Source organism: Actinotalea subterranea (genome assembly GCF_008364845.1).
Lineage (GTDB): Bacteria > Actinomycetota > Actinomycetes > Actinomycetales > Cellulomonadaceae > Actinotalea > Actinotalea subterranea.
In genome coordinates this window covers 160710-180394 of record NZ_VTTP01000006.1, presented here as the reverse complement: position 1 = coordinate 180394, position 19685 = coordinate 160710, and the positions used below count along the sequence as shown (strand labels likewise).

Here is a 19685-nt window from a genome sequence, read left to right as displayed (position 1 = left end):
GCGCGGCCACCCTCGGCCCGACGCGCGTCGCCTACGCTGACGGCGTGAGCAGCGTCGGAACCCGCGTCTTCGCCGCGCGCCTGGCCGGTACCGCCGTCTTCGACCCCATCGGCGACCAGGTGGGCCGCGTGCGCGACGTCGTCGTGCTGCTGCGGCCGACGGGCGCGCCGCGCGCGGTGGGGCTCGTCGTCGAGGTGCCCGGCAGGCGCCGCGTCTTCCTCCCGCTCACGCGCGTGACGAGCATCGACGCCGGCCAGGTCATCAGCACCGGGCTGGTCAACATGCGCCGCTTCGAGCAGCGGGCGTCCGAGACCCTCGCGATCGGCGAGCTCCTCGACCGGCACGTCGAGCTCAAGGACGGCTCCGGGGCCGCGACGGTCGTCGACCTCGCGCTCGAGCAGCAGCGCAGCCGCGACTGGCTCGTCACCAAGCTCTTCGTGCGGCGCCTCGCGCACGCCAAGGGCGGGCTGGGGCTGCGCCGGCGCGGCGAGACGCTGCTCGTCGACGTCGGCGACGTGATGAGCCTCGCGGGCGGGCCGGACGTCCAGGCCGCCGACCTCCTGCTCGCGTCCTACGAGGACCTCAAGCCCGCCGACCTCGCCGACGTGCTCCACGACATGGGGACGACCCGCCGGCTCGAGGTCGCGAGCGCGCTCAACAACGAGCGCCTCGCGGACGTCCTCGAGGAGCTCCCGGAGGACGACCAGGTCGCGATCCTCTCGGGCCTGACCCGCAACCGCGCCGCCGACGTCCTCGACGTGATGCAGCCCGACGACGCCGCCGACCTGCTCTCGGAGCTGCCCGTCGAGGAGGCGGCCGAGCTGCTCGAGCTCATGGAGCCCGAGGAGGCGCGCGACGTGCGACGCCTGCTCGCGTACGAGGACGACACCGCGGGTGGTCTGATGACGACCGAGCCCGTGATCCTCGGCCCGGAGACGACCATCGCTGCGGCGCTCGCGCACGTCCGGCGTCAGGACCTCACGCCCGCGCTCGCGTCGATGGTCTTCGTGGTCCGCCCGCCGCTCGAGACGCCCACGGGACGCTTCCTCGGCGTCGTGCACATCCAGCGGCTGCTGCGCGAGGCGCCGCACGAGGCGATCGGCGGGCTGCTCGACACGGAGATCGACCGCGTCCTGCCGAGTGCACCTCTCTCCCAGCTCACCCGCCTCCTCGCGACGTACAACCTCCTGGCCCTGCCGGTCGTCGACGACGAGCGGCGCCTCCTCGGCGCGGTCTCGGTCGACGACGTCCTCGACCACCTGCTGCCCGAGGACTGGCGTGAGAACGACGCCGAGGAGACCGACCGCGCCATGACGGCGCTGCGGGAGGTGGAGCGTGGCTGACCGCCTCGACACCCCCAAGGACACCCGCCGGTCGTGGCGGCCCCGCCTCGACCCCGACGTCGTCGGGCGCGGCGCGGAGGCGTTCGCACGGTTCATGGGCACCGGACGCTTCCTGCTGTACATGTCCGGGTTCGTCGTCGTGTGGGTCGCGGTCAACGCCTTCGCGCTCCTCGGGCTCCGCTGGGACCCGTTCCCCTTCATCCTCCTCAACCTGTTCTTCTCGGTGCAGGCGTCGTACGCCGCACCGCTCATCCTCCTGGCGCAGAACCGTCAGGACGACCGCGACCGGGTCGCGCTCGAGCAGGACCGCCAGAGGGCCGAGCGGTCGCTCGCGGACACCGAGTACCTCGCACGGGAGATCGCGTCGCTCCGGATCGGCCTGGGCGAGGTCGCGACGCGCGACTTCGTGCGCTCCGAGCTGCGGAACCTGCTCGAGGAGATGGCCGCCGACCGGCAGGACGACCGCAGCACCGAGGACGCCGACGAGCCGACGCACTGAGGGACGGCGCCCCGACGTCCCTCCGGCCCCGTCGGGGCGCCACCTACGATGGGGCCATGCCCAACCCCACCGTGGAGTCCGTCACCGCCGCCCTCGCCGGGGTGATCGACCCCGAGATCCGTCGACCCATCACCGAGCTCAAGATGGTCCGCTCGGTCGAGGTGACCGACGGGCCTGAGGGGGCCGACGTCGTCGTCGGGGTCGACCTCACGACCGCGGGGTGCCCGCTGCGCGACACGATCGTCACGGACGTCACCACGACCGTGAGCGCGCTCGAGGGCGTCGCCGCGGTGCGCGTCGACCTCGGGGTCATGAGCGACGAGCAGCGCACGGAGCTGCGGTCGATGCTGCGCGGCGGCGCGGCCGAGCCCGTGATCCCCTTCGCCCAGCCCGGGAACCTCACGCGCGTGTACGCGATCGCGTCGGGCAAGGGCGGCGTCGGGAAGTCCTCGGTGACCGCGAACCTCGCGGTCGCGATGGCGGCGGACGGGCTCAAGGTCGGCGTCGTGGACGCGGACGTCTACGGCTTCTCGATCCCCCGCATGCTGGGCGTGGACCGGAGCCCCACCAAGGTCGACGACATGATCCTGCCGCCCATCGCGCACGGCGTGAAGGTCATCTCGATCGGCATGTTCGTGCCCCCGGGTCAGCCCGTCGTGTGGCGCGGGCCGATGCTGCACCGCGCGCTCCAGCAGTTCCTGGCCGACGTCTTCTGGGGCGACCTGGACGTGCTGCTGCTCGACCTGCCGCCCGGGACGGGCGACATCGCGATCTCGGTCGCGCAGATGCTGCCGTCGAGCGAGCTCGTCGTCGTCACGACGCCCCAGGTCGCGGCGGCGGAGGTGGCGGAGCGCGCCGGGTCGGTCGCGCTCCAGACGCGGCAGCACGTCGTCGGCGTCGTGGAGAACATGTCGTGGCTCGAGCAGCCGGACGGCTCACGCATCGAGGTGTTCGGCGCGGGCGGGGGCCAGCGCGTGGCCGAGAACCTGTCCCGCGCGACGGGCACCTCCGTCCCGCTGCTGGGCCAGGTCCCGCTCGACGTGCGGCTGCGCGAGGCGGGCGACGGCGGGACGCCGGTGACGCTCGCCGAGCCCGACGCCCCCGCGGCGCAGGTGCTGCGGGGGATCGCCCAGACCCTCGGGCACCGCTCGCGCGGGCTCGCGGGCCGCTCGCTCGGCCTGTCCCCTGTCGGCCGCTGACAGGGACGCATCGACCGGTGCCCTGCCGGCGCGGGACCTGACGCGGGCTCGCGGCCACCTGTGGGCTGGCGCGTTCGGCCGGACGCCGGTGAACGTGCTCGAGCGCCGAGCGTGTTGCCTTGTGTTCGATTCTGGCGAATACTGTTCAGGTGCTCGCCCAGCAGCGCCAGGACCTGATCCTGGCCCAGGTCCGCTCCCGCGGCGCCGTCCGCGTCACGGACCTCGTCGCCAGCCTCGACGTCTCCGACATGACGGTGCGCCGGGACATCGCGGAGCTCGCACGGCGCGGCCTCGTCCACCGGGTGCACGGCGGCGCCGTCGACGCAGGTCACGCAGCCCACGAGCCCGGCTTCCGCGCCAAGAGCGAGCTCGCGGCAGCCGAGAAGCTCGCGATCGCCCGGGCCGCCCTCGAGCACGTGAGCACGGGCAGCGCCATCGCGCTCTCGGCCGGGACCACGACGCACCTGCTCGCCCAGCTCATCGCCGCCGAGCCCACGCTGCGGCCCCTCACGGTCGTCACGAACTCCCTGCCCGCCGCAGAGGCGCTCCACCTCCCCGACGACCCCGGCCTGACCGTGGTCCTCACGGGCGGAACACGCACCCCCTCGGACGCCCTCGTCGGCCCCGTCGCGACCCGCACGCTCGCCGACCTCCGCGTGGACGTCGCGTTCCTCGGCGTCCACGGCTTCGACGCCGAGGGCGGCCTGACCACGCCCAACCTCCTCGAGGCGGAGACGGACCGCGCGATGGTCGCGTCGGCCGCGCAGACCGTCGTCGTCGCCGACCACACCAAGTGGGGCGCCGTCGGCCTGTGCCGGATCGTCGACCTCGCCGACGTCGCGGTCCTCGTGTGCGACGACGCGCTCCCCGAGGAGGCCGCCGACGCCGTGCGCGACGCCGTCGGCCACCTCGTCCTGGTACCGACCCCGACGACGGACCGCACGCCGGCCGACGTCACCCCCCAAGGAGAACGATGACCGCGCCCGGCACCCCGCACCCGCACGTCCGCCGCACCGCGACGACCATGGCGGACGGGCGTGAGCTCTTGTACTTCGACGACTCCGAGCCGTACGTCTCGGGCGCAGCGACCCGCCGCCTCGACGACCCGCGCCCGCTCGGCCCGCGGTTCGCGCCCGTGGTGGGGCCCGACGGCGTCGAGCACCCGCCCGCCGGGCCGGAGATGCGCCTCGACCCGCTCACGGGCGAGTGGATCCCCATGGCCTCGCACCGGATGAACCGCACCTTCCTGCCCGCCGCGGACGCGTGCCCCCTGTGCCCCGCACGGCCCGCGCGCGCCGGCACCCAGTACTCCGACGGCGAGATCCCGGACACGGACTACGACGTCGCGGTGTTCGAGAACCGGTTCCCCGCCCTGATGCAGCTGCCCGGCGTGACGCTCGACGACGGCTGGGACGTGGACGGCGAGCCGTTGTGGCAGGCCAGGCCGGCGGCCGGTCGGTGCGAGGTCGTCTGCTTCAGCTCGGACCACACGAGCTCGTTCGCCGACCTGACCCCGCACCGGGTGCGGACCATCGTCGAGGCGTGGGCCGACCGCACGCAGACCCTCGGCGCCCTGCCCGGCATCGAGCAGGTCTTCTGCTTCGAGAACCGGGGCCGGGAGATCGGGGTGACCCTGCCCCACCCGCACGGCCAGATCTACGCGTTCCCGTTCGTCGCGCCGCGGACCCAGGCGATGCTGCGGCAGGCCGCCGCGTACCGGGACCGCACGGGCGGCCACCTGCTGCACGACGTCGTCGAGGCCGAGCGCCGGGCGGGCACGCGCGTCGTGCTCGAGTCCGAGCACTGGGTCGCCTACGTGCCGGCCGCCGCACGCTGGCCCGTCGAGGTGCACCTCGCACCCAAGCGGGACGTCCTCGACCTGCCCGGGCTCACCGAGGCCGAGCGCGACGACCTCGCCGTCACGTACCTGCAGCTGCTGCGCCGGCTCGACCGGTTCTTCCTCGACCCCGAGGACGGCAGCCCCATCCCGCTGCCCTACATCGCCGGCTGGCACCAGGCCGTCGTCGGCGAAGGGCGCGAGCTCGGCCGGCTGCACCTGCAGCTCTTCTCGGTGCTGCGCGCCCCGGGAAAGCTCAAGTACCTCGCGGGCGTCGAGTCGGGCGTCGCGGCGTGGATCAGCGACACGACCCCCGAGCGCATCGCCGCCCGCCTGCAGGAGGTGTCGCTGTGAGCGCGAACGGGGCCGCCTCCGCAGCGCCCGTCACCTGGCTCGAGGCCTGGGCGCGGCCCGAGGGCGGCGCGCGCGTGCGTGAGGCCTTCCGGGCGCGGTTCGGCACGGAGCCCGACGGCGTGTGGTCCGCGCCCGGGCGGGTCAACGTGATCGGCGAGCACACGGACTACAACGGCGGCCTGTGCATGCCCATGGCGCTGCCGCACCGCACCTACGTCGCGCTGCGCCGGCGCGAGGACGACACCGTGCGGCTCGCGTCAGCCCAGGAGGCCGCGGGCGGCGTGTGGACCCGCCGCCTGGCGGACGTCGCGCCGGGGACGGTCGAGGGGTGGGCCGGCTACGTCGTCGGCGTGGCCTGGGCGCTCGCGCAGGCGGCGCACCCGGTACCGGGGTTCGACGCCGTGGTCGACTCGTGCGTGCCCTACGGGGCCGGGCTGTCGTCGTCGGCGGCGCTCGAGAGCGCCTTCGCGGTCGCCCTCGACGAGGTCGCGGGCATCGGCCTCGCCGGCGACGACGCCGGGCGCGCGGCCCTCGCGCAGGCGTGCATCCGCGCCGAGAACGAGATCGCCGGGGCGATGACGGGTGGCATGGACCAGACGGCGTCCCTGCGGTGCCGGGCCGGCCACGCGCTCGTCCTCGACACCCGCGACGGCTCGACGCGGCACTTCCCGTTCGACCTCGCCGCCCACGGGCTCGCGCTCCTCGTCATCGACACGCGCGCACCCCACCAGCTCGCCGACGGCCAGTACGCGGCCCGGCGTGCCACGTGCGAGGCCGCCGCGCGCACGCTCGGCGTCGCGACCCTGCGTGACGTGGGCGACCTCGAGGCCGCCCTCGCGCTCCTCGACGACGAGGTCGCCCGTCGGGGCGTGCGGCACGTCGTCACAGAGATCGCACGGGTCGAGCTCGTCGAGCAGCTCCTCGCGGCGGGCGACGTCGACGCCGTGGGCCCCGTCCTCACGGCGGCGCACGCGTCGCTGCGCGACGACTACGAGGTGAGCTGCCCCGAGCTCGACCTCGCCGTCGACACCGCGATCCTTGCCGGTGCGCTCGGCGCGCGCATGGTCGGCGGCGGGTTCGGCGGGTCCGCGGTCGCGCTCGTGCGGACCGACGCCGTCGGTCACGTCGCCGAGGCCGTCTCCGCAGCGTTCGCCGCCGCGGGCCGCACCGCGCCCGCGTTCCTCGTCGCGACCCCCGACGGGCCCGCGGCGCGCGACTGACGCGCGCACGGAGGTCCGGCCGGGCAGGCGGACCTCCTCCCACGGGATGACGCGGCCGACGCCACGCTCCCGGGCCCTCGCGCGCCCGCCCGCGGCCCGCTGGCGCCCCCCGGCGACACGCGGGACGCACGTCCTGGACGGCCGGCCCAACGTTCTGGGACCGTCGAGCGTCAGTGAGTTCGGGGGCACTCCATCGACGTCGTGTGCGCCCTGCGGGGAAGCCGCGACCGGTCTCGTCCGGACGACCTACGTCCGGACCACAAAGGTCATCCCGCAGGACGATCTGCGCGGAACGGTGCCCCGCTACGTTCGCTCCGAGGCCCGTCCTGACCTGATCGAGAGGCACGACCCATGAAGACGTTCCCGTCCCGCGCAGCCGCTGCAGCCACCGGCGCAGCCCTGGTCCTGACGCTCGCCGCATGCTCGGGCGGGGGTGGTGGCGAGGGCGGCTCCAAGGCCGGCGACGACAAGGAGCAGCCCATGGGCCCGCTCGACGAGTTCTTCGAGGAGATGTACGGCGACTACGACGAGGAGACCTCGAACGCGCAGATGCGTGAGGTCGAGGAGATCACCGCCGAGTGCATGAGCGAGCAGGGCTTCGAGTACACGCCCGTCGACTGGTCCTCGCAGATGGAGATGGGGGCCTCCGACGCGCTCGAGTTCGAGTGGGGCACCATCGAGTTCGCCAAGGAGTACGGCTACGGCGTGACGACCAACCCGTGGGGCGAGACCGAGGAGGCACCCGCCGACGGTGAGGCCGAGGAGGAGTTCGTCGACCCCAACCAGGAGCGCGTCGAGGCGATGACCGAGACCGAGCGTGCGGCCTACGAGCTCGCGCTCTACGGCGAGATGACGGAGCCCGTCGAGGGCGAGGAGTACGAGTACGACTGGGAGACCGCCGGCTGCTCGGGCAAGGCCCAGCACGAGGTCTACGAGAACACAGGCATGGACGAGGACAAGTTCACGAGCCTCCAGGACGAGATGAACGCGATGTGGGAGGCGAGCGCCGCCGACCCGCGGCTCACCGAGCTCAACGGTGAGTGGTCCTCGTGCATGGCCGACGCCGGCTACCCGAACCTCGCCGCGATCGGTGACGCCGAGAATGCGTTCTACGACGAGACCAACGCCCTCTGGGAGAACGCCTACCCGACCGAGGGGGCCGAGGAGATGACCGCGGAGGACTACGAGGCCATCGAGGAGAGCATCCAGGGCGAGCTCGCCAAGATCACGCCCCGCGAGATCGAGACGGCCACGGCCGACTTCACCTGCCGCGAGGAGGTCGACTACGACAAGGTGCAGCAGGAGGTCAGCTTCGAGTACCAGCAGGAGTTCGTCGACGCGCACCGCGAGGAGCTCGACGCGTGGCTCGAGGCGTACCAGGCCTCGCAGTCCTGATCCCACCATCCAGGGTGGCCAGGCCGCCGTCGACGTAACCGAAGGGCACGACTGATGAAGGCACCGTCGATGACGGGGTCCACCCGGACCATCTGGATCATGGCGCTCACCGCGGTGATCAGCCTCGGCGCAGGCATCGGCCTGAGCAAGCTGATCATCTCTCCGGCGGACGCGGCCGCGCAGGCCGCTCCGCCGGAGGCGGGGGCGATCACCGTGCCCGTGGAGCAGCGGGCGCTCGCCAACGACGTCGTGCTGCGGGGCGACGCGATCTACGAGGACCCGGCGAGCGTCACGCTCGAGACCGGTGACATCGGCGGCCCCGCCGTCGTCACCGGTCAGGTCCCCGAGGTCGGGGCGACCCTCGACGCCGGGGGCGTCATGCTCGAGGTCGCCGGCCGACCCGTGATCCTGCTCTCGGGCGAGCTGCCCGTGTACCGGACCATGCGTGCCGGCGTCACAGGGCCGGACGTGCTCCAGCTCAAGGCGGCGCTCGGCGCCCTCGGCATCGGCTCGGGCGATCCCGCGTCCCCCGCGTACGACGCGGCGACGGCGGCAGGCGTGCGGGAGCTCTACGCGAAGGTCGGCTACCCGGCGCCCAGCGCCGGCGAGGAGGCGGACATGACCCTCGAGTCCGCGAAGGACGCCGTCACCGCCGCGGAGCAGGGTGTGACGACAGCGCAGAACGCCGTCAACACGGCGGCGACGGGCACCCCGCAGGCCGAGCGGGTCGCCCTGCAGGCCGCCGTCAACACCGCGCAGGTCAGGCTCGACGTCCTGCGGACGCAGTGCGCGGCGGACCTCGGGGCATGCGCGGTCGAGATCACCGAGGCCGAGGGCGAGCTCAACGGCGCCATCGCCGCGCGCGACGCAGCCGACGCCGCCCCGGACACGACCGAGGCGCGCGCCACGCTCGCCGCGGCCCAGCGGACCCTCACCGACGCCCGTGCCGACCTCACGAAGGCCCAGGCAGACACCATCACGCCTCTGCCCGCGAGCGAGGTCGTCTTCCTCAGCTCCACGCCGCGCCGAGTCGACACCGTCGACGTCCGCCGCGGGTCCACGGTCTCGGGCACCGCGGTCATGAAGGTCTCGGGCGCTGCCCTGCAGATCGCCGGGACGGTCCCGGCCGCGGACGCCGAGCTCATCTCGGTCGGTGCCGTCGTCACGATCACGCTGCCCGACGACCAGGAGGTGCCCGGGAAGGTCCAGTCGATCGGCGCGCCCCCGGCGGACGGAGCGACCAACGAGGAGTCCTCGACCCGCAAGCGTGTGGTGGTCGTCCCCGACGCCCTCACCGAGGAGCAGCGGGCCGTGCTCCAGGGCGCCAACGTGCGGATGCGGATCCCGGTCAGCTCGACCGAGGGCGAGGTGCTCGCCGTCCCGACGGCGGCGCTGACCGCCGGTCCCGGTGGAGAGGCCCGCGTCGAGGTCATGGGCGACGGCGAGGACACCACGCTGGTGACCGTCGAGACCGGGCTCGCGGCGGGCGGCTTCGTCGAGGTCACGCCCGTCGACGGGACGCTCAAGGTGGGCGACCGCGTCGTCGTCGGCCAGGACACGTCGGCCGCGGACAAGGAGGGCGGCGACGAGCCGACCGATGAGGAGTCCTCGGACGAGGAGTCGACGGAAGGATGAGCGCGCTGGACGTCTTCGACCAGTCCGCGCCGGGGCCCTCGCCGGCCGCCGGCCCCGTCACCGAGCAGATCCCGGCCGCGTCCGTCCCGGTCATCGAGCTCGCCGAGCTCACCCGCACGTTCCCGGGGACTCCCCCCGTGCACGCCCTCCGCGACGTCGACCTGCGCGTCGAGCGCGGGGAGTACGTCTCGATCGTCGGTCCCTCCGGCTCCGGCAAGTCGACGCTCCTGCACATCCTGGGGCTGCTCGACCGGCCGACCTCGGGCGACTACTACCTGGACGGCGTCGCGACGGGAACGGCACCCGAGCAGGACCGCTCCGCCCTGCGCGGCGGTCGGATCGGCTTCGTGTTCCAGTCCTTCCACCTGCTGCCGCACCGCACGGTCATGGACAACGTGCTGCTCGCGACGCTCTACAGCGGGGTCCCGCGCACGGAGCGCAAGGACCGTGCGCTCGCGGCGCTGAACCGCGTGGGCCTGAGCCACCGGCTCGACTTCATGCCCACGGTCCTGTCGGGCGGCGAGCGCCAGCGCGTCGCCGTCGCGCGGGCCGTGGTCGCCTCACCCCACGTGCTCCTCGCGGACGAGCCGACGGGCAACCTCGACTCGGCGAACTCGGCGGGCGTGCTCGACCTCTTCGACGAGCTGCACGCGGACGGGCTGACCCTCGTGGTCATCACGCACGACGACGCGGTCTCCGCGCGCGCCCAGCGCCGCATCCAGATCTCCGACGGCATCCTGACCGAGGTCGCCTGATGCGCGGGATCCGGCGCTCGCGACCCGAGCCTGCACCCGCACCCGCGCGGGACGACGCCGGCCAGGGCTGGTCCCCCCAGGGCTCCGTCGCCGTCGCGACCGACCCGGAGGCCGAGGCCGTGACCGGCCCGGTCGACGCGGTGCACGACGACGGTCAGGTGCCCGCGGAGGTGGCCTCGGGCCGTCCCCGGCGCGGCCTGCGCCTGCGGCGACCGCGGCTGAGCCTGCGCCGCCGCAAGACGCCGAGCATCGTCCCCCGCGGGTCGGTGCGCGACCGCTTCGGCATCCGCGACCTCGTCGCCGAGGCCGCGCACGGCGTCGGCGCCCGACCGGGCCGACTCGTGCTCACGATCATCGGCACGGTCCTCGGCGTCGGCTCGCTCGTGGTCACGGTGGGTCTCGCCCAGACGGCCGCCGGGCAGATCGCGCGGCAGTTCGACGCGGTCGCGGCGACCCAGGTGGTCGTGGAGCCCGCGACGAGTCGCACCTCGCAGGGGGAGCGCGCGACGGGCCGCATCCCGTGGGACGTCGAGGACCGGCTCAACCGCATCGCCGGTGTCGAGGCCGCGGGCGCGGTCGCACCCGTCAGCATCGGTGAGGCGACGATCACCGCCGTCCCGGTCAACGACCCGTCGGCACCCGACGTCACGCCGCCCAAGGTCCTCGCGACGAGCCCAGGCATGCTCGAGGCCGTCGGCGGACGCGTCGTGACCGGTCGCTACTTCGACTCCGGCCACGACCAGCGCGCCGACCGGATCGTCGTCCTCGGTGCCCGTGCCGCGACGCGCCTGGGCGTGAACCGTGTGGACCGGCAGCCGTCCATCTTCATCGGCGAGCACTCGTACACCGTGATCGGCATCATCGACGACGTGAACCGACGCTCGGACATGCTCGACTCGGTCATCCTGCCGATCGGGACGGCCCGCGCCGACTTCGACCTGTCGTCGATCGAGCAGGCGCACGCGAAGATCGCGGTGGGCGCCGGCCCGGTGCTCGCCGACCAGGCGCCGCTCGCGCTCGAGCCGAACAACCCGGACACGATCGAGGTCCAGGTTCCCCCGGCAGCGTCCGGAGTGCGGCAGAACGTCCAGGCGGACATCAACGCGATCTTCCTGGCCCTCGGTGGCGTGGCGCTGCTCGTGGGCGGGCTGGGGATCGCCAACATCACGCTGCTCTCCGTGCGTGAGCGCGTCGGCGAGATCGGCCTGCGCCGCGCGCTCGGTGCGTCCAAACGCAACATCGGCGCGCAGTTCCTCGTAGAGTCCGTCGTCATCGGGCTGCTCGGCGGGCTCATCGGCTCGGCCCTCGGCGTGTTCGCTGTCGTCGCGGTGTCGCTCGCGAAGGAGTGGACGCCCATCCTCGACACGTGGATCGTCATCGGCGCCGCACTGCTCGGCGGCGTGATCGGCCTCGGCGCAGGCACCTACCCGGCGCTCAAGGCCGCCGGGATCGAGCCGATCACCGCGCTCCGCGGCGGCACATGATCCGCAGGTCCGCCTACTTGGCCTGGTCGTAGCTGTCGACGACGCAGACCTGGAGGGCGAACTCGACGGGGAAGTCCCCGAAGAGGAGGCGACCGGCCTCGTCCGCGGCTTCGCGGACGAGCGCCGCGACGTCGTCGGCCACCTCGGCGGGGGCGTGCACGATGACCTCGTCGTGCAGGAAGAACACGAGGTGCGGCCGGCCCTCGACCCCGCGCAGCCTGCGCCGCAGCGCGGCCATCCAGCACAGCGCCCACTCGGCCGCCGTGCCCTGCACGATGAAGTTGCGCGTGAACCGACCCCAGTCGCGGCGGCGGCGGCGCGCCTCGCGGACGTCCGCGGCGTCGGCCGCCTCGGAGACCGCGGCCTGCACCTGGGCCTGCCAGGCGTCGTCCGGCACGGGCGAGGAGCGGCCGAGCCAGGTCGTGACGGCCTCGCCGCGCTCCCCCGCACGCGCCGCGTCCTCGACGAGGCCCACCGCGCGCGGGAACGCGCGGGTGAGCTGGGGCATGAGCACCGCGCTCGCGCCCGTCGTCGCGCCGTAGATCGCCCCGAGCATCGCGTACTTGGCCTGCTGCCGGGTCTCGACGATCCCGGCGTCGACGACTCCCTGGTAGAGGTCGGCGTGCCTGCCCGCCGCCGCCATCGCGCCGTCGCCCGACATGGCCGCGAGCACGCGCGGCTCGAGCTGGGCGGCGTCCGCGACGACGAGGCGCCAGCCCGGGTCCGCACGCACGGCCCCGCGCAGCGCACCCGGGAGCTGGAGCGCTCCCCCGCCGCTCGTCGCCCAGCGGCCCGTCACGACGCCGGCGGGCACGTAGTCGGGACGGAACCGGCCGTCGTGGACCCACGCCTCCATCCAGGCCCACCCGTTGGAGCTGAGGAGGCGCGCGAGCTTCTTGTAGGCCAGCAGGGGCTCCGTCACCGGGTGCTCCTGGGCGCGGATCTCCGCCGTGCGGGTCGACGTCACGTCGAGCCCCGCGGTCCGCAGCGCACGGAGCAGGTCGACCTGGGAGTCGAGGTTGAGGGACGGCTGGTCCAGTGCCGCCCGCACCTGGGCGGCGAGCTCCTCGATGCGCGCGGGACGCCCACCGCCCACGGGCCGCGTGCCGAGGAGCTCGGTCAGCAGCGCGTCGTGCATCCGGGTGTCCCACGGCAGGCCGTCGTGCGCCATCTCGGCGGCCAGGAGCGCGCCGGTGGACTCGGCGGCCAGGAGCAGGCGGAGCCGGCCGGGGTCACGCGCACCGGCGACGGCCGCGAGCTGCGCCCTGAGCTCGGCGGCAGCGTCGGCCGGCGCACGGGCGTCGTCGACGTCGGCGGGCAGGTCGTCGAACAGGCTCGCCGCCACCGCGTGCGGTTCGCGTTCCCGATCCCGCGGCGCGTCCCAGGAGCCGCGTGGGGCCAGCGCGAGCGCCGACCCTGCGCACAGGGTGCTGCGGCGCAGGATCGCGTGGCACAGCCGCAGGTCGTGGCACCGTTCGACGCGGACGCCCGCCGCGAGCAGGGCCGGGTACCGCCGCGCCGTGTCGTCCCAGACCCAGCGCGGGCGATCGCCCTCCCGCGCACGCACCGCGTCCGCGAGCGAGGCGGCAGCGACCTCGGTCGACCCGAGCCACACGCCTGCGTCGTCGAGCTCCTGGAGGACGACGGTGTCCCGCTGCTCGGGATGGTCGAGCAGCAGCACGAGGGTCACACCCCATTGTCGGCCCACGCCGTCAAGACGGCCCCGACCGGCGCGCGGCGTCCTCGTGGACGGCGACGAACAGGGAGCAGGGCGGACCGGCTACAGGTCGTACGTCACGACGAGTGGCGCGTGGTCGCTGAACCGTTCCGCGTAGGTGGGCGCGCGGTCGACCTCGGCCTTGAGCGCGCGCTCCGCGAGGGACGGGCTCGCGACCTGGTAGTCGATGCGCCAGCCCGAGTCGTTGTCGAACGCCTGGCCGCGCCACGACCACCAGGTGTACGGGCCCGGGCCGTCGCCCCCGAGGCGCCGACCCAGGTCCACCCACCCGGCGTCGAACCAGCGGTCCAGGTACGCGCGCTCCTCGGGCAGGAACCCCGCGGCCTTGAGGTTGCCCTTCCAGTTCTTGATGTCGATGTTCTGGTGGGCGATGTTCACGTCCCCGGCCAGCACGACGTGCCGGCCGGTCGTCCGCAGCTCCGCGAGCCGTGCCGTCACGAGCTCGAGGAACCCGTACTTCTCCTCCATCGACGGCGTCCCGATCGTCCCGGAGTGGATGTACGTGGAGATGACGGTCAGGTCGCCGCCGTCGGGCAGCTCGAGGTCGGCCTCGACCCAGCGGCCGGTGTTGCCCGGCACCCCCTGGTCGAGCCCGATCCGGATGGCGCGCATGGGCAGTCGCGACGCGATCGCGACCCCCGAGCGCCCCTTGACCTCGCACTCGGCGTGCGCGAGGTCCCACTCGTGGGCCGGGAAGAACTCCCCCACGCTCTCGTCGGGCGCCCGGACCTCCTGGAGCAGCAGCACGTCCGGCCGGCGGGCCTCGACCCACGCGGCCATGCCGCGCTTGTAGGCGGCGCGGATCCCATTCACGTTCACGGTGGCGACAGTCAGCACCGGACGATTGAACCCCACGCCACCCACATCGCGGGCCACGGGTGCCGGGCCGGGCGGCCCGGGCGGCCCGCGGGACCCTCAGGTGCCGTCGTAGGCGGCCTGCAGCGCAGCGATGTCGAGCTTCTGCATGCCCAGCATCGCCTGCATCGCACGCGCGACACCGGCCTCGTCAGGACCGCCCATGATCTCGTCGAGCTGCTTCGGCGTGACCTGCCAGGACAGGCCGAACCGGTCCTTGAGCCAGCCGCACTGGCTGTGCTCACCGCCGCCGGCGACGAGCGCCTCCCAGTAGTGGTCGACCTCGGCCTGCCCGTCGCACTCGAGGCACATCGAGAACGCCTCGTCGAGCGTGAAGGTCGGGCCGGCGTTCATCGCCGTCACGGGCATGCCGTCGAGGACGAAGTCCACGAGGAACGCGGAGTCCTCCTCGACGTCGGGCGTCCCCGGCGGCGCGGGCACCACCCGCGTGACCGAGGAGTTCGGGATCACCGAGACGTAGAAGTCGGCGGCCTTCTCGGCGTCCTTGTGGAACCAGAGGTACGGGCGTACGGATCCCATGGCGCTCTCCTTCGCTCGGTGCGTCCTGCTGTCCCCGGTTCAGACCCGCGCCGCACCCCGAACTCATCGGGGTGCGGCGCGCTGGTCCTCCACCGGGCACGGACGACGCCCGCACGACGGGCCGCCGCGCGCCGAGACCTCAGGCGAGGCCGACGGCCCGCTCGGCCGCGTCGACCACGTTGCTGAGCAGCATCGCGCGCGTCATCGGCCCGACACCACCCGGGTTGGGCGACAGCCACCCGGCCACCGCGCGCACCCCCGGGTCGACGTCGCCGACCAGCCGGGTGCGCCCGGTACCCTCGTCGACTGTCCGGGACACGCCGACGTCGAGCACCACGGCACCCGGCTTGACGTCCTGCGCCCGCACGATGCCCGGCACGCCGGCCGCGGCGACGATCACGTCGGCCGTCCGCAGGTGCGCGAGCAGGTCGCGCGTCCCGGTGTGCGTGAGCGTCACCGTCGCGTTGTGCTCGCGGCGGGTCAGGAGCAGGCCGATGGACCGGCCGACTGTCGTGCCGCGCCCCAGGACGACGACGTGGCTGCCGTTGACGCTGATCCCGTACCGACCGAGCAGCTCGAGGATGCCCCGCGGCGTGCACGGGAGCGGCGAGTCGATCGGCTCGTTGACGCGCAGCACGAGGCGCCCGAGGTTGGTCGGGTGCAGGCCGTCGGCGTCCTTGGCGGGGTCGATCCGCTCGAGGACCGCGTTGACGTCGATGCCCTTCGGCAGCGGCAGCTGGACGATGTACCCGGTGCAGGCGGGGTCGGCGTTGAGCCGGTCGACGGCCGCCTCGACGTCCGCCTGGGAGGCGCTCGCCGGGAGGTCCTCGCGGATCGACGCGATGCCCACCTCGGCGCAGTCCCGGTGCTTGCCCGCGACGTACGCCTGCGAGCCCGGGTCCTCGCCCACGAGCACGGTCCCGAGGCCGGGCACGACGCCGCGCTCCCGCAGCCCCGCCACGCGCAGCGTGAGCTCCGCCTTGATCGCGGCCGCCGTCGCCTTGCCGTCGAGGAGGCGCGCCTCGCCCGTCGGGCTCGCCGTCTCGGCCGCGCCGGCCGCACCGTGCGGGAGCGCGTCGTCGACGGGCACCCGGACGGCGCCGTCGGTCATGCCCGCGCCCTCCCCGGCCGCTGCCGTCACTGCTGGAGGCCGGGGTAGAGCGGGAAGGCGTCGGTGAGCCGCGCGACCCTGGCCGCGAGCGCGTCGACGTCGGCGCCCTGGCCACCCACGAGAGCCGTCGCGATGATGTCGGCCACCTCGCGGAACTCCGTCTCGCCGAAGCCGCGGGTCGCGAGCGCCGGCGTGCCGATCCGCAGGCCGGACGTCACGCGCGGCGGGCGCGGGTCGAAGGGGACGGCGTTGCGGTTGACGGTGATCCCGGCGCGGTGCAGCAGGTCCTCGGCCTGCTGCCCGTCGAGGTCGGAGGCCCGCAGGTCGACGAGGACGAGGTGCACGTCGGTCCCGCCGGTCAGCACCGAGACGCCGGCACCGGCGACGTCGGGCGCCGACAGCCGCTCGGCGAGGATGCGCGCGCCGTCGAGGGTCCGCTGCTGGCGGTCGCGGAACCCCTCGGTCGCGGCGATCTTGAACGCGACGGCCTTGGCGGCGACGACGTGCATGAGCGGCCCGCCCTGCTGGCCGGGGAACACCGCGGAGTCGATCTTCTTGCCGAGGTCGCCGCGGCTGAGGATGAAGCCGGACCGGGGGCCACCGATGGTCTTGTGGACCGTCGAGGACACGACGTCGGCGTGCGGCACGGGGCTCGGGTGCAGGCCGGCCGCGACGAGGCCCGCGAAGTGCGCCATGTCGACCCACAGGGCCGCGTCGACCTCCTGGGCGATCGACGCGAACGCCTCGAAGTCGAGCTGACGGGGGTAGGCGGACCAGCCGGCGATGATGACGCGCGGACGGCTCTCGAGGGCGGCGGCGCGCACCACGTCCATGTCGACCCGGTACGTCTGGGGGTCGACGCCGTACGCGGAGACCTCGTAGAGCTTGCCCGAGAAGTTGAGCTTCATGCCATGGGTCAGGTGACCGCCGTGCGCGAGCTCGAGGCCGAGGATGCGGTCGCCGGGCGACGCGAGGGCGTGCAGCACGGCCGCGTTGGCCTGGGCACCGGAGTGCGGCTGGACGTTCGCGTGCTCGGCACCGAAGAGGTCCTTGGCGCGCGCGATCGCGAGGTTCTCCGCGATGTCGACCTGCTCGCAGCCGCCGTAGTAGCGCTTGCCCGGGTAGCCCTCGGCGTACTTGTTGGTGAGGACCGACCCCTGGGCCTGCAGGACGGCGCGGGGCACGAAGTTCTCGCTCGCGATCATCTCGAGCGTCCCGCGCTGGCGTGCCAGCTCGCCGTCGAGGACGGCGGCGATCTCCGGGTCGAGCTCGGACAGGGACTGGTCCATGACGTTCTCGGAGCTCATCGCTCTCCTCGCGCATCAGCAGTGTGGTGGTGGTCCCGGGTCTGTCCGGGCACGCACACGCGGTGTGGTGACCGGGGCCCAGGCGTACGACCCGAAGTCTGCTGCTGTGCCTTTCGGCCGTCGCTCCCCGGTGGTGACCCACCCTTCGCCAGTCGCGACCCGGCCCAGCGTAGCAAGTGCTGGGCGCCCACGAGGCGGCGCGTCCCGGACCCCGGGACTCGACCACGGCACCCCCGGGCCCGCCACGACGACGCTACTTGCAAATGATTCTCATCTGCATCTAGCCTCCACCTCCATGAACCTCCGCACCCGGATCCCGTCACCCCGCCCCCTGCCCGGCCGCGCCGCGGCGCACCCGTCCACCCGCCGCGGCCTCGCCGTCGTCCCCGCGCTCCTCCTGCCCGCACTCGTCCTCGCCGCGTGCGCGCAGACCCCCGTCGAGCCCGACCAGGACACGGCCGAGGCCTCCGTCGCGCAGGAGTCCGAGGAGACCGCGTCGGCGGCCGAGGAGTCCGCGACCGCCCAGCCGCGCGTCGCGCTCACCTACGACGGCGGCCTCCTCGTCCTCGACGCGCTGACCCTCGAGGTCGTCGCGGACCTCGAGCTCGAGGGCTTCAACCGCATCAGCGCCGCCGGCGACGACCGCCACGTGCTCGTCGCGCACACCGCGACCAACGCCGGCTGGCACGTCCTGGACACGGGGGCTTGGAGCGAGGCGCACGGCGACCACGCCCACCACTACGTCGGCGAGCCGCACCTGACCGGCACCGTGATCCCTGCCGAGACGCCCGCCCACGTGGTGCCCCACGGCGACCGCACCGTCCTGTTCGACGACGGGACCGGTGACATCACCGTCATCGACCCGGCCGCGCTCACCGGGCACGCCCACGGCGAGCACGCCGACGAGGGCGAGGACGAGCACGCCGACGAGGCCGCCGACCACGACGAGGCCGGGCACGACGAGGCCGCTCTCGTCGTCGAGGAGCTCACCTCCCTGGACGTGCACCACGGCGTCGCCGTCCTGCTGTCCGACGGCCGCCTCGTGTCCACGCTGGGCACCGAGGAGGCACGCACCGGCGTGCGCCTCCTGGACCGCAACCGCGACGAGGTCGCCCGCAACGAGAGCTGCCCCGGCGTGCACGGCGAGGCGGTCACGTCCGACGAGACGGTCGTCGTCGGCTGCGAGGACGGCGTCCTCCTCGTCCGCGGGACCGAGATCACCAAGGTCGCCGCACCCGCCGCCTTCGGACGCATCGGCAACCAGTACGTGAGCGACGCGTCACCGATCGCCGTCGGCGACTACAAGTCCGACCCCGAGCAGGGCCTCGCCCTCGACCAGCTCTCCCTCATCGACACGGTCGCCGCGACCATGCAGGTCGTGCCCCTGCCCGACGGCGTCAGCTACACCTGGCGCGGCGTCGGGCGCGGACCGTCCGGCGAGGCCCTCGTGCTGGGCACGGACGGGAACCTGTGGGTCATCGACCCCGTCACCGGCACCCCGACGGTCAGCTACCCGGTCATCGACGCCTGGACGGAGCCCGAGGAGTGGCAGCTGCCGCACCCCGCGATGACCGTCCTCGGCGAGACCGCGTACGTCACCGACCCCGCGACCCAGTCGATCCACGCGGTCGACCTCGTCACCGGCGAGGTGTGGGCCAGCGGCTCGCTGCCCGCGACCCCCAACGAGATCGTCGCCGTCAACGGCTGACGACAGCACCCGTCCCACGAGCTCCCGCGCACACCAGCAGCGGGGTCGGCCCGTCGGGCGACGCGCCTCGGCCACGCGTCGCCCGACGGGCCGAGGACGTGCCCGGCAGGACTGGCAGCCGCCGGGACAGGCGTCAGACGGGCGGGGCTGCGGTCAGGAGACGGGCCGCGGTCAGGAGACCGGCGGCGGTCAGGAGACGGGGCGGACGTCCGGCTGGGGCTCCGGGTCGTCCCCGAGGATCTTGCGCAGGTACGCGTACGTCAGGTCGCCCGCGGCCTGGTCGTACTCGTGCTCGTAGCCGTGCTTCGCGTACATCGCCAGGTTCTGCACCGAGTCGCGACCCGTGAAGACCCACACCTCGGCGATGTCCGCCGGCAGACGCTCAGGGACGGCGAGCAGGAGCTGGGTGCCGATCCCCTGCCCCTGGAGGTCGGGGACCACGGCGAGGCGTCCGAGCGTCGCCTTCGCCCCCTCGACGCCCACGCGGATCGAGCCGACGAGGCGGTGCCCGAGCCAGGCGCCGAGCGTGATGACCGCGGGGTCCGCGAGGTCCGCGCGCAGCTCCTCGAGCGTCTGGGTCAGCGGCGGGATGTGCGGGTCGTCGTACAGCTGCGCCTCGCTGACGAACGCGGCCTTGCGGACCGTGAGCAGCTCGCCGGCCACCGTGTCCTCGACGACGTCGATCCTCACCTCGGGCGCGCTCAT

At 73.9% G+C, this 19685-nt stretch carries 17 protein-coding genes and 1 riboswitch; of the genes, 11 read left to right on the top strand and 6 right to left on the bottom strand.

What is annotated here, in order from left to right:
• Positions 1 to 44 precede the first annotated feature (44 nt).
• The 10 genes from FZ988_RS12300 to FZ988_RS12255 all read left to right on the top strand — a co-directional run bounded on the left by FZ988_RS12300 (position 45) and on the right by FZ988_RS12255 (position 11721).
• A complete protein-coding gene (locus FZ988_RS12300; protein ID WP_149204316.1) occupies positions 45 to 1343 on the top strand; it encodes a magnesium transporter MgtE N-terminal domain-containing protein in 1299 nt (432 codons plus the stop codon).
• Positions 1336 to 1842 carry a DUF1003 domain-containing protein gene (locus tag FZ988_RS12295; protein WP_149204315.1) on the top strand — a complete coding sequence of 169 codons (507 nt, stop codon included), beginning with the start codon at positions 1336 to 1338 and terminating at the stop codon, positions 1840 to 1842. Before FZ988_RS12300 ends, FZ988_RS12295 begins: the two co-directional genes overlap by 8 nt.
• 56 nt (positions 1843 to 1898) lie before the next feature.
• Entirely contained in the window at positions 1899 to 3041 is a 1143-nt protein-coding gene (locus FZ988_RS12290) for an Mrp/NBP35 family ATP-binding protein (RefSeq protein ID WP_149204314.1), read from the top strand.
• Between the two features lie 149 nt (positions 3042 to 3190).
• A complete protein-coding gene (locus tag FZ988_RS12285) occupies positions 3191 to 4018 on the top strand; it encodes a DeoR/GlpR family DNA-binding transcription regulator (RefSeq protein ID WP_149204313.1) in 828 nt (275 codons plus the stop codon).
• A complete protein-coding gene (galT, locus tag FZ988_RS12280) occupies positions 4015 to 5232 on the top strand; it encodes a galactose-1-phosphate uridylyltransferase (protein WP_149204312.1) in 1218 nt (405 codons plus the stop codon). Before FZ988_RS12285 ends, galT begins: the two co-directional genes overlap by 4 nt.
• Positions 5229 to 6452, top strand: a complete 1224-nt coding sequence (gene galK / locus FZ988_RS12275) for a galactokinase (RefSeq protein ID WP_149204311.1) — start codon at positions 5229 to 5231, stop codon at positions 6450 to 6452. Before galT ends, galK begins: the two co-directional genes overlap by 4 nt.
• A 351-nt stretch (positions 6453 to 6803) precedes the next feature.
• Entirely contained in the window at positions 6804 to 7847 is a 1044-nt protein-coding gene (locus tag FZ988_RS12270; protein WP_149204310.1) for a hypothetical protein, read from the top strand.
• Positions 7848 to 7916: 69 nt separating this feature from the next.
• On the top strand, positions 7917 to 9482 hold the full coding sequence (locus FZ988_RS12265) for an efflux RND transporter periplasmic adaptor subunit (protein ID WP_246169462.1): 1566 nt from the start codon (positions 7917 to 7919) through the stop codon (positions 9480 to 9482).
• Entirely contained in the window at positions 9479 to 10237 is a 759-nt protein-coding gene (locus tag FZ988_RS12260; RefSeq protein WP_149204308.1) for an ABC transporter ATP-binding protein, read from the top strand. The genes FZ988_RS12265 and FZ988_RS12260 overlap by 4 nt, the downstream gene beginning before the upstream one ends.
• A complete protein-coding gene (locus FZ988_RS12255) occupies positions 10237 to 11721 on the top strand; it encodes an ABC transporter permease (protein ID WP_223145121.1) in 1485 nt (494 codons plus the stop codon). The genes FZ988_RS12260 and FZ988_RS12255 overlap by 1 nt, the downstream gene beginning before the upstream one ends.
• Positions 11722 to 11734: 13 nt before the next feature.
• Here FZ988_RS12255 and FZ988_RS12250 read toward each other — a convergent pair whose 3' ends face one another.
• The 5 genes from FZ988_RS12250 to glyA all read right to left on the bottom strand — a co-directional run bounded on the left by FZ988_RS12250 (position 11735) and on the right by glyA (position 17272).
• The gene (locus FZ988_RS12250; RefSeq protein WP_149204307.1) at positions 11735 to 13411 is read right to left on the bottom strand and encodes a bifunctional 3'-5' exonuclease/DNA polymerase; all 1677 of its coding nucleotides are present in this window, start codon (positions 13409 to 13411) and stop codon (positions 11735 to 11737) included.
• A 90-nt stretch (positions 13412 to 13501) separates the two neighbouring features.
• A complete protein-coding gene (locus tag FZ988_RS12245) occupies positions 13502 to 14296 on the bottom strand; it encodes an exodeoxyribonuclease III (protein ID WP_149204306.1) in 795 nt (264 codons plus the stop codon).
• A 78-nt stretch (positions 14297 to 14374) separates the two neighbouring features.
• The gene (locus tag FZ988_RS12240) at positions 14375 to 14854 is read right to left on the bottom strand and encodes a VOC family protein (protein ID WP_149204305.1); all 480 of its coding nucleotides are present in this window, start codon (positions 14852 to 14854) and stop codon (positions 14375 to 14377) included.
• A 139-nt stretch (positions 14855 to 14993) separates the two neighbouring features.
• A complete protein-coding gene (locus tag FZ988_RS12235; protein ID WP_149204304.1) occupies positions 14994 to 15965 on the bottom strand; it encodes a bifunctional methylenetetrahydrofolate dehydrogenase/methenyltetrahydrofolate cyclohydrolase in 972 nt (323 codons plus the stop codon).
• 26 nt (positions 15966 to 15991) lie between these two features.
• The gene (gene glyA / locus FZ988_RS12230; protein ID WP_149204303.1) at positions 15992 to 17272 is read right to left on the bottom strand and encodes a serine hydroxymethyltransferase; all 1281 of its coding nucleotides are present in this window, start codon (positions 17270 to 17272) and stop codon (positions 15992 to 15994) included.
• 69 nt (positions 17273 to 17341) lie between these two features.
• A riboswitch (ZMP/ZTP riboswitch) is annotated at positions 17342 to 17438 on the bottom strand.
• A gap of 129 nt (positions 17439 to 17567) precedes the next feature.
• On the opposite strand from glyA, the gene FZ988_RS12225 reads away from it, so the two are divergent.
• A complete protein-coding gene (locus FZ988_RS12225; RefSeq protein WP_223145120.1) occupies positions 17568 to 18980 on the top strand; it encodes a hypothetical protein in 1413 nt (470 codons plus the stop codon).
• A 189-nt stretch (positions 18981 to 19169) separates the two neighbouring features.
• On the opposite strand, the gene FZ988_RS12220 is transcribed toward FZ988_RS12225, so the two are convergent.
• Positions 19170 to 19685, bottom strand: coding sequence for a GNAT family N-acetyltransferase (locus FZ988_RS12220; RefSeq protein WP_149204302.1), 516 nt, complete (start codon positions 19683 to 19685; stop codon positions 19170 to 19172).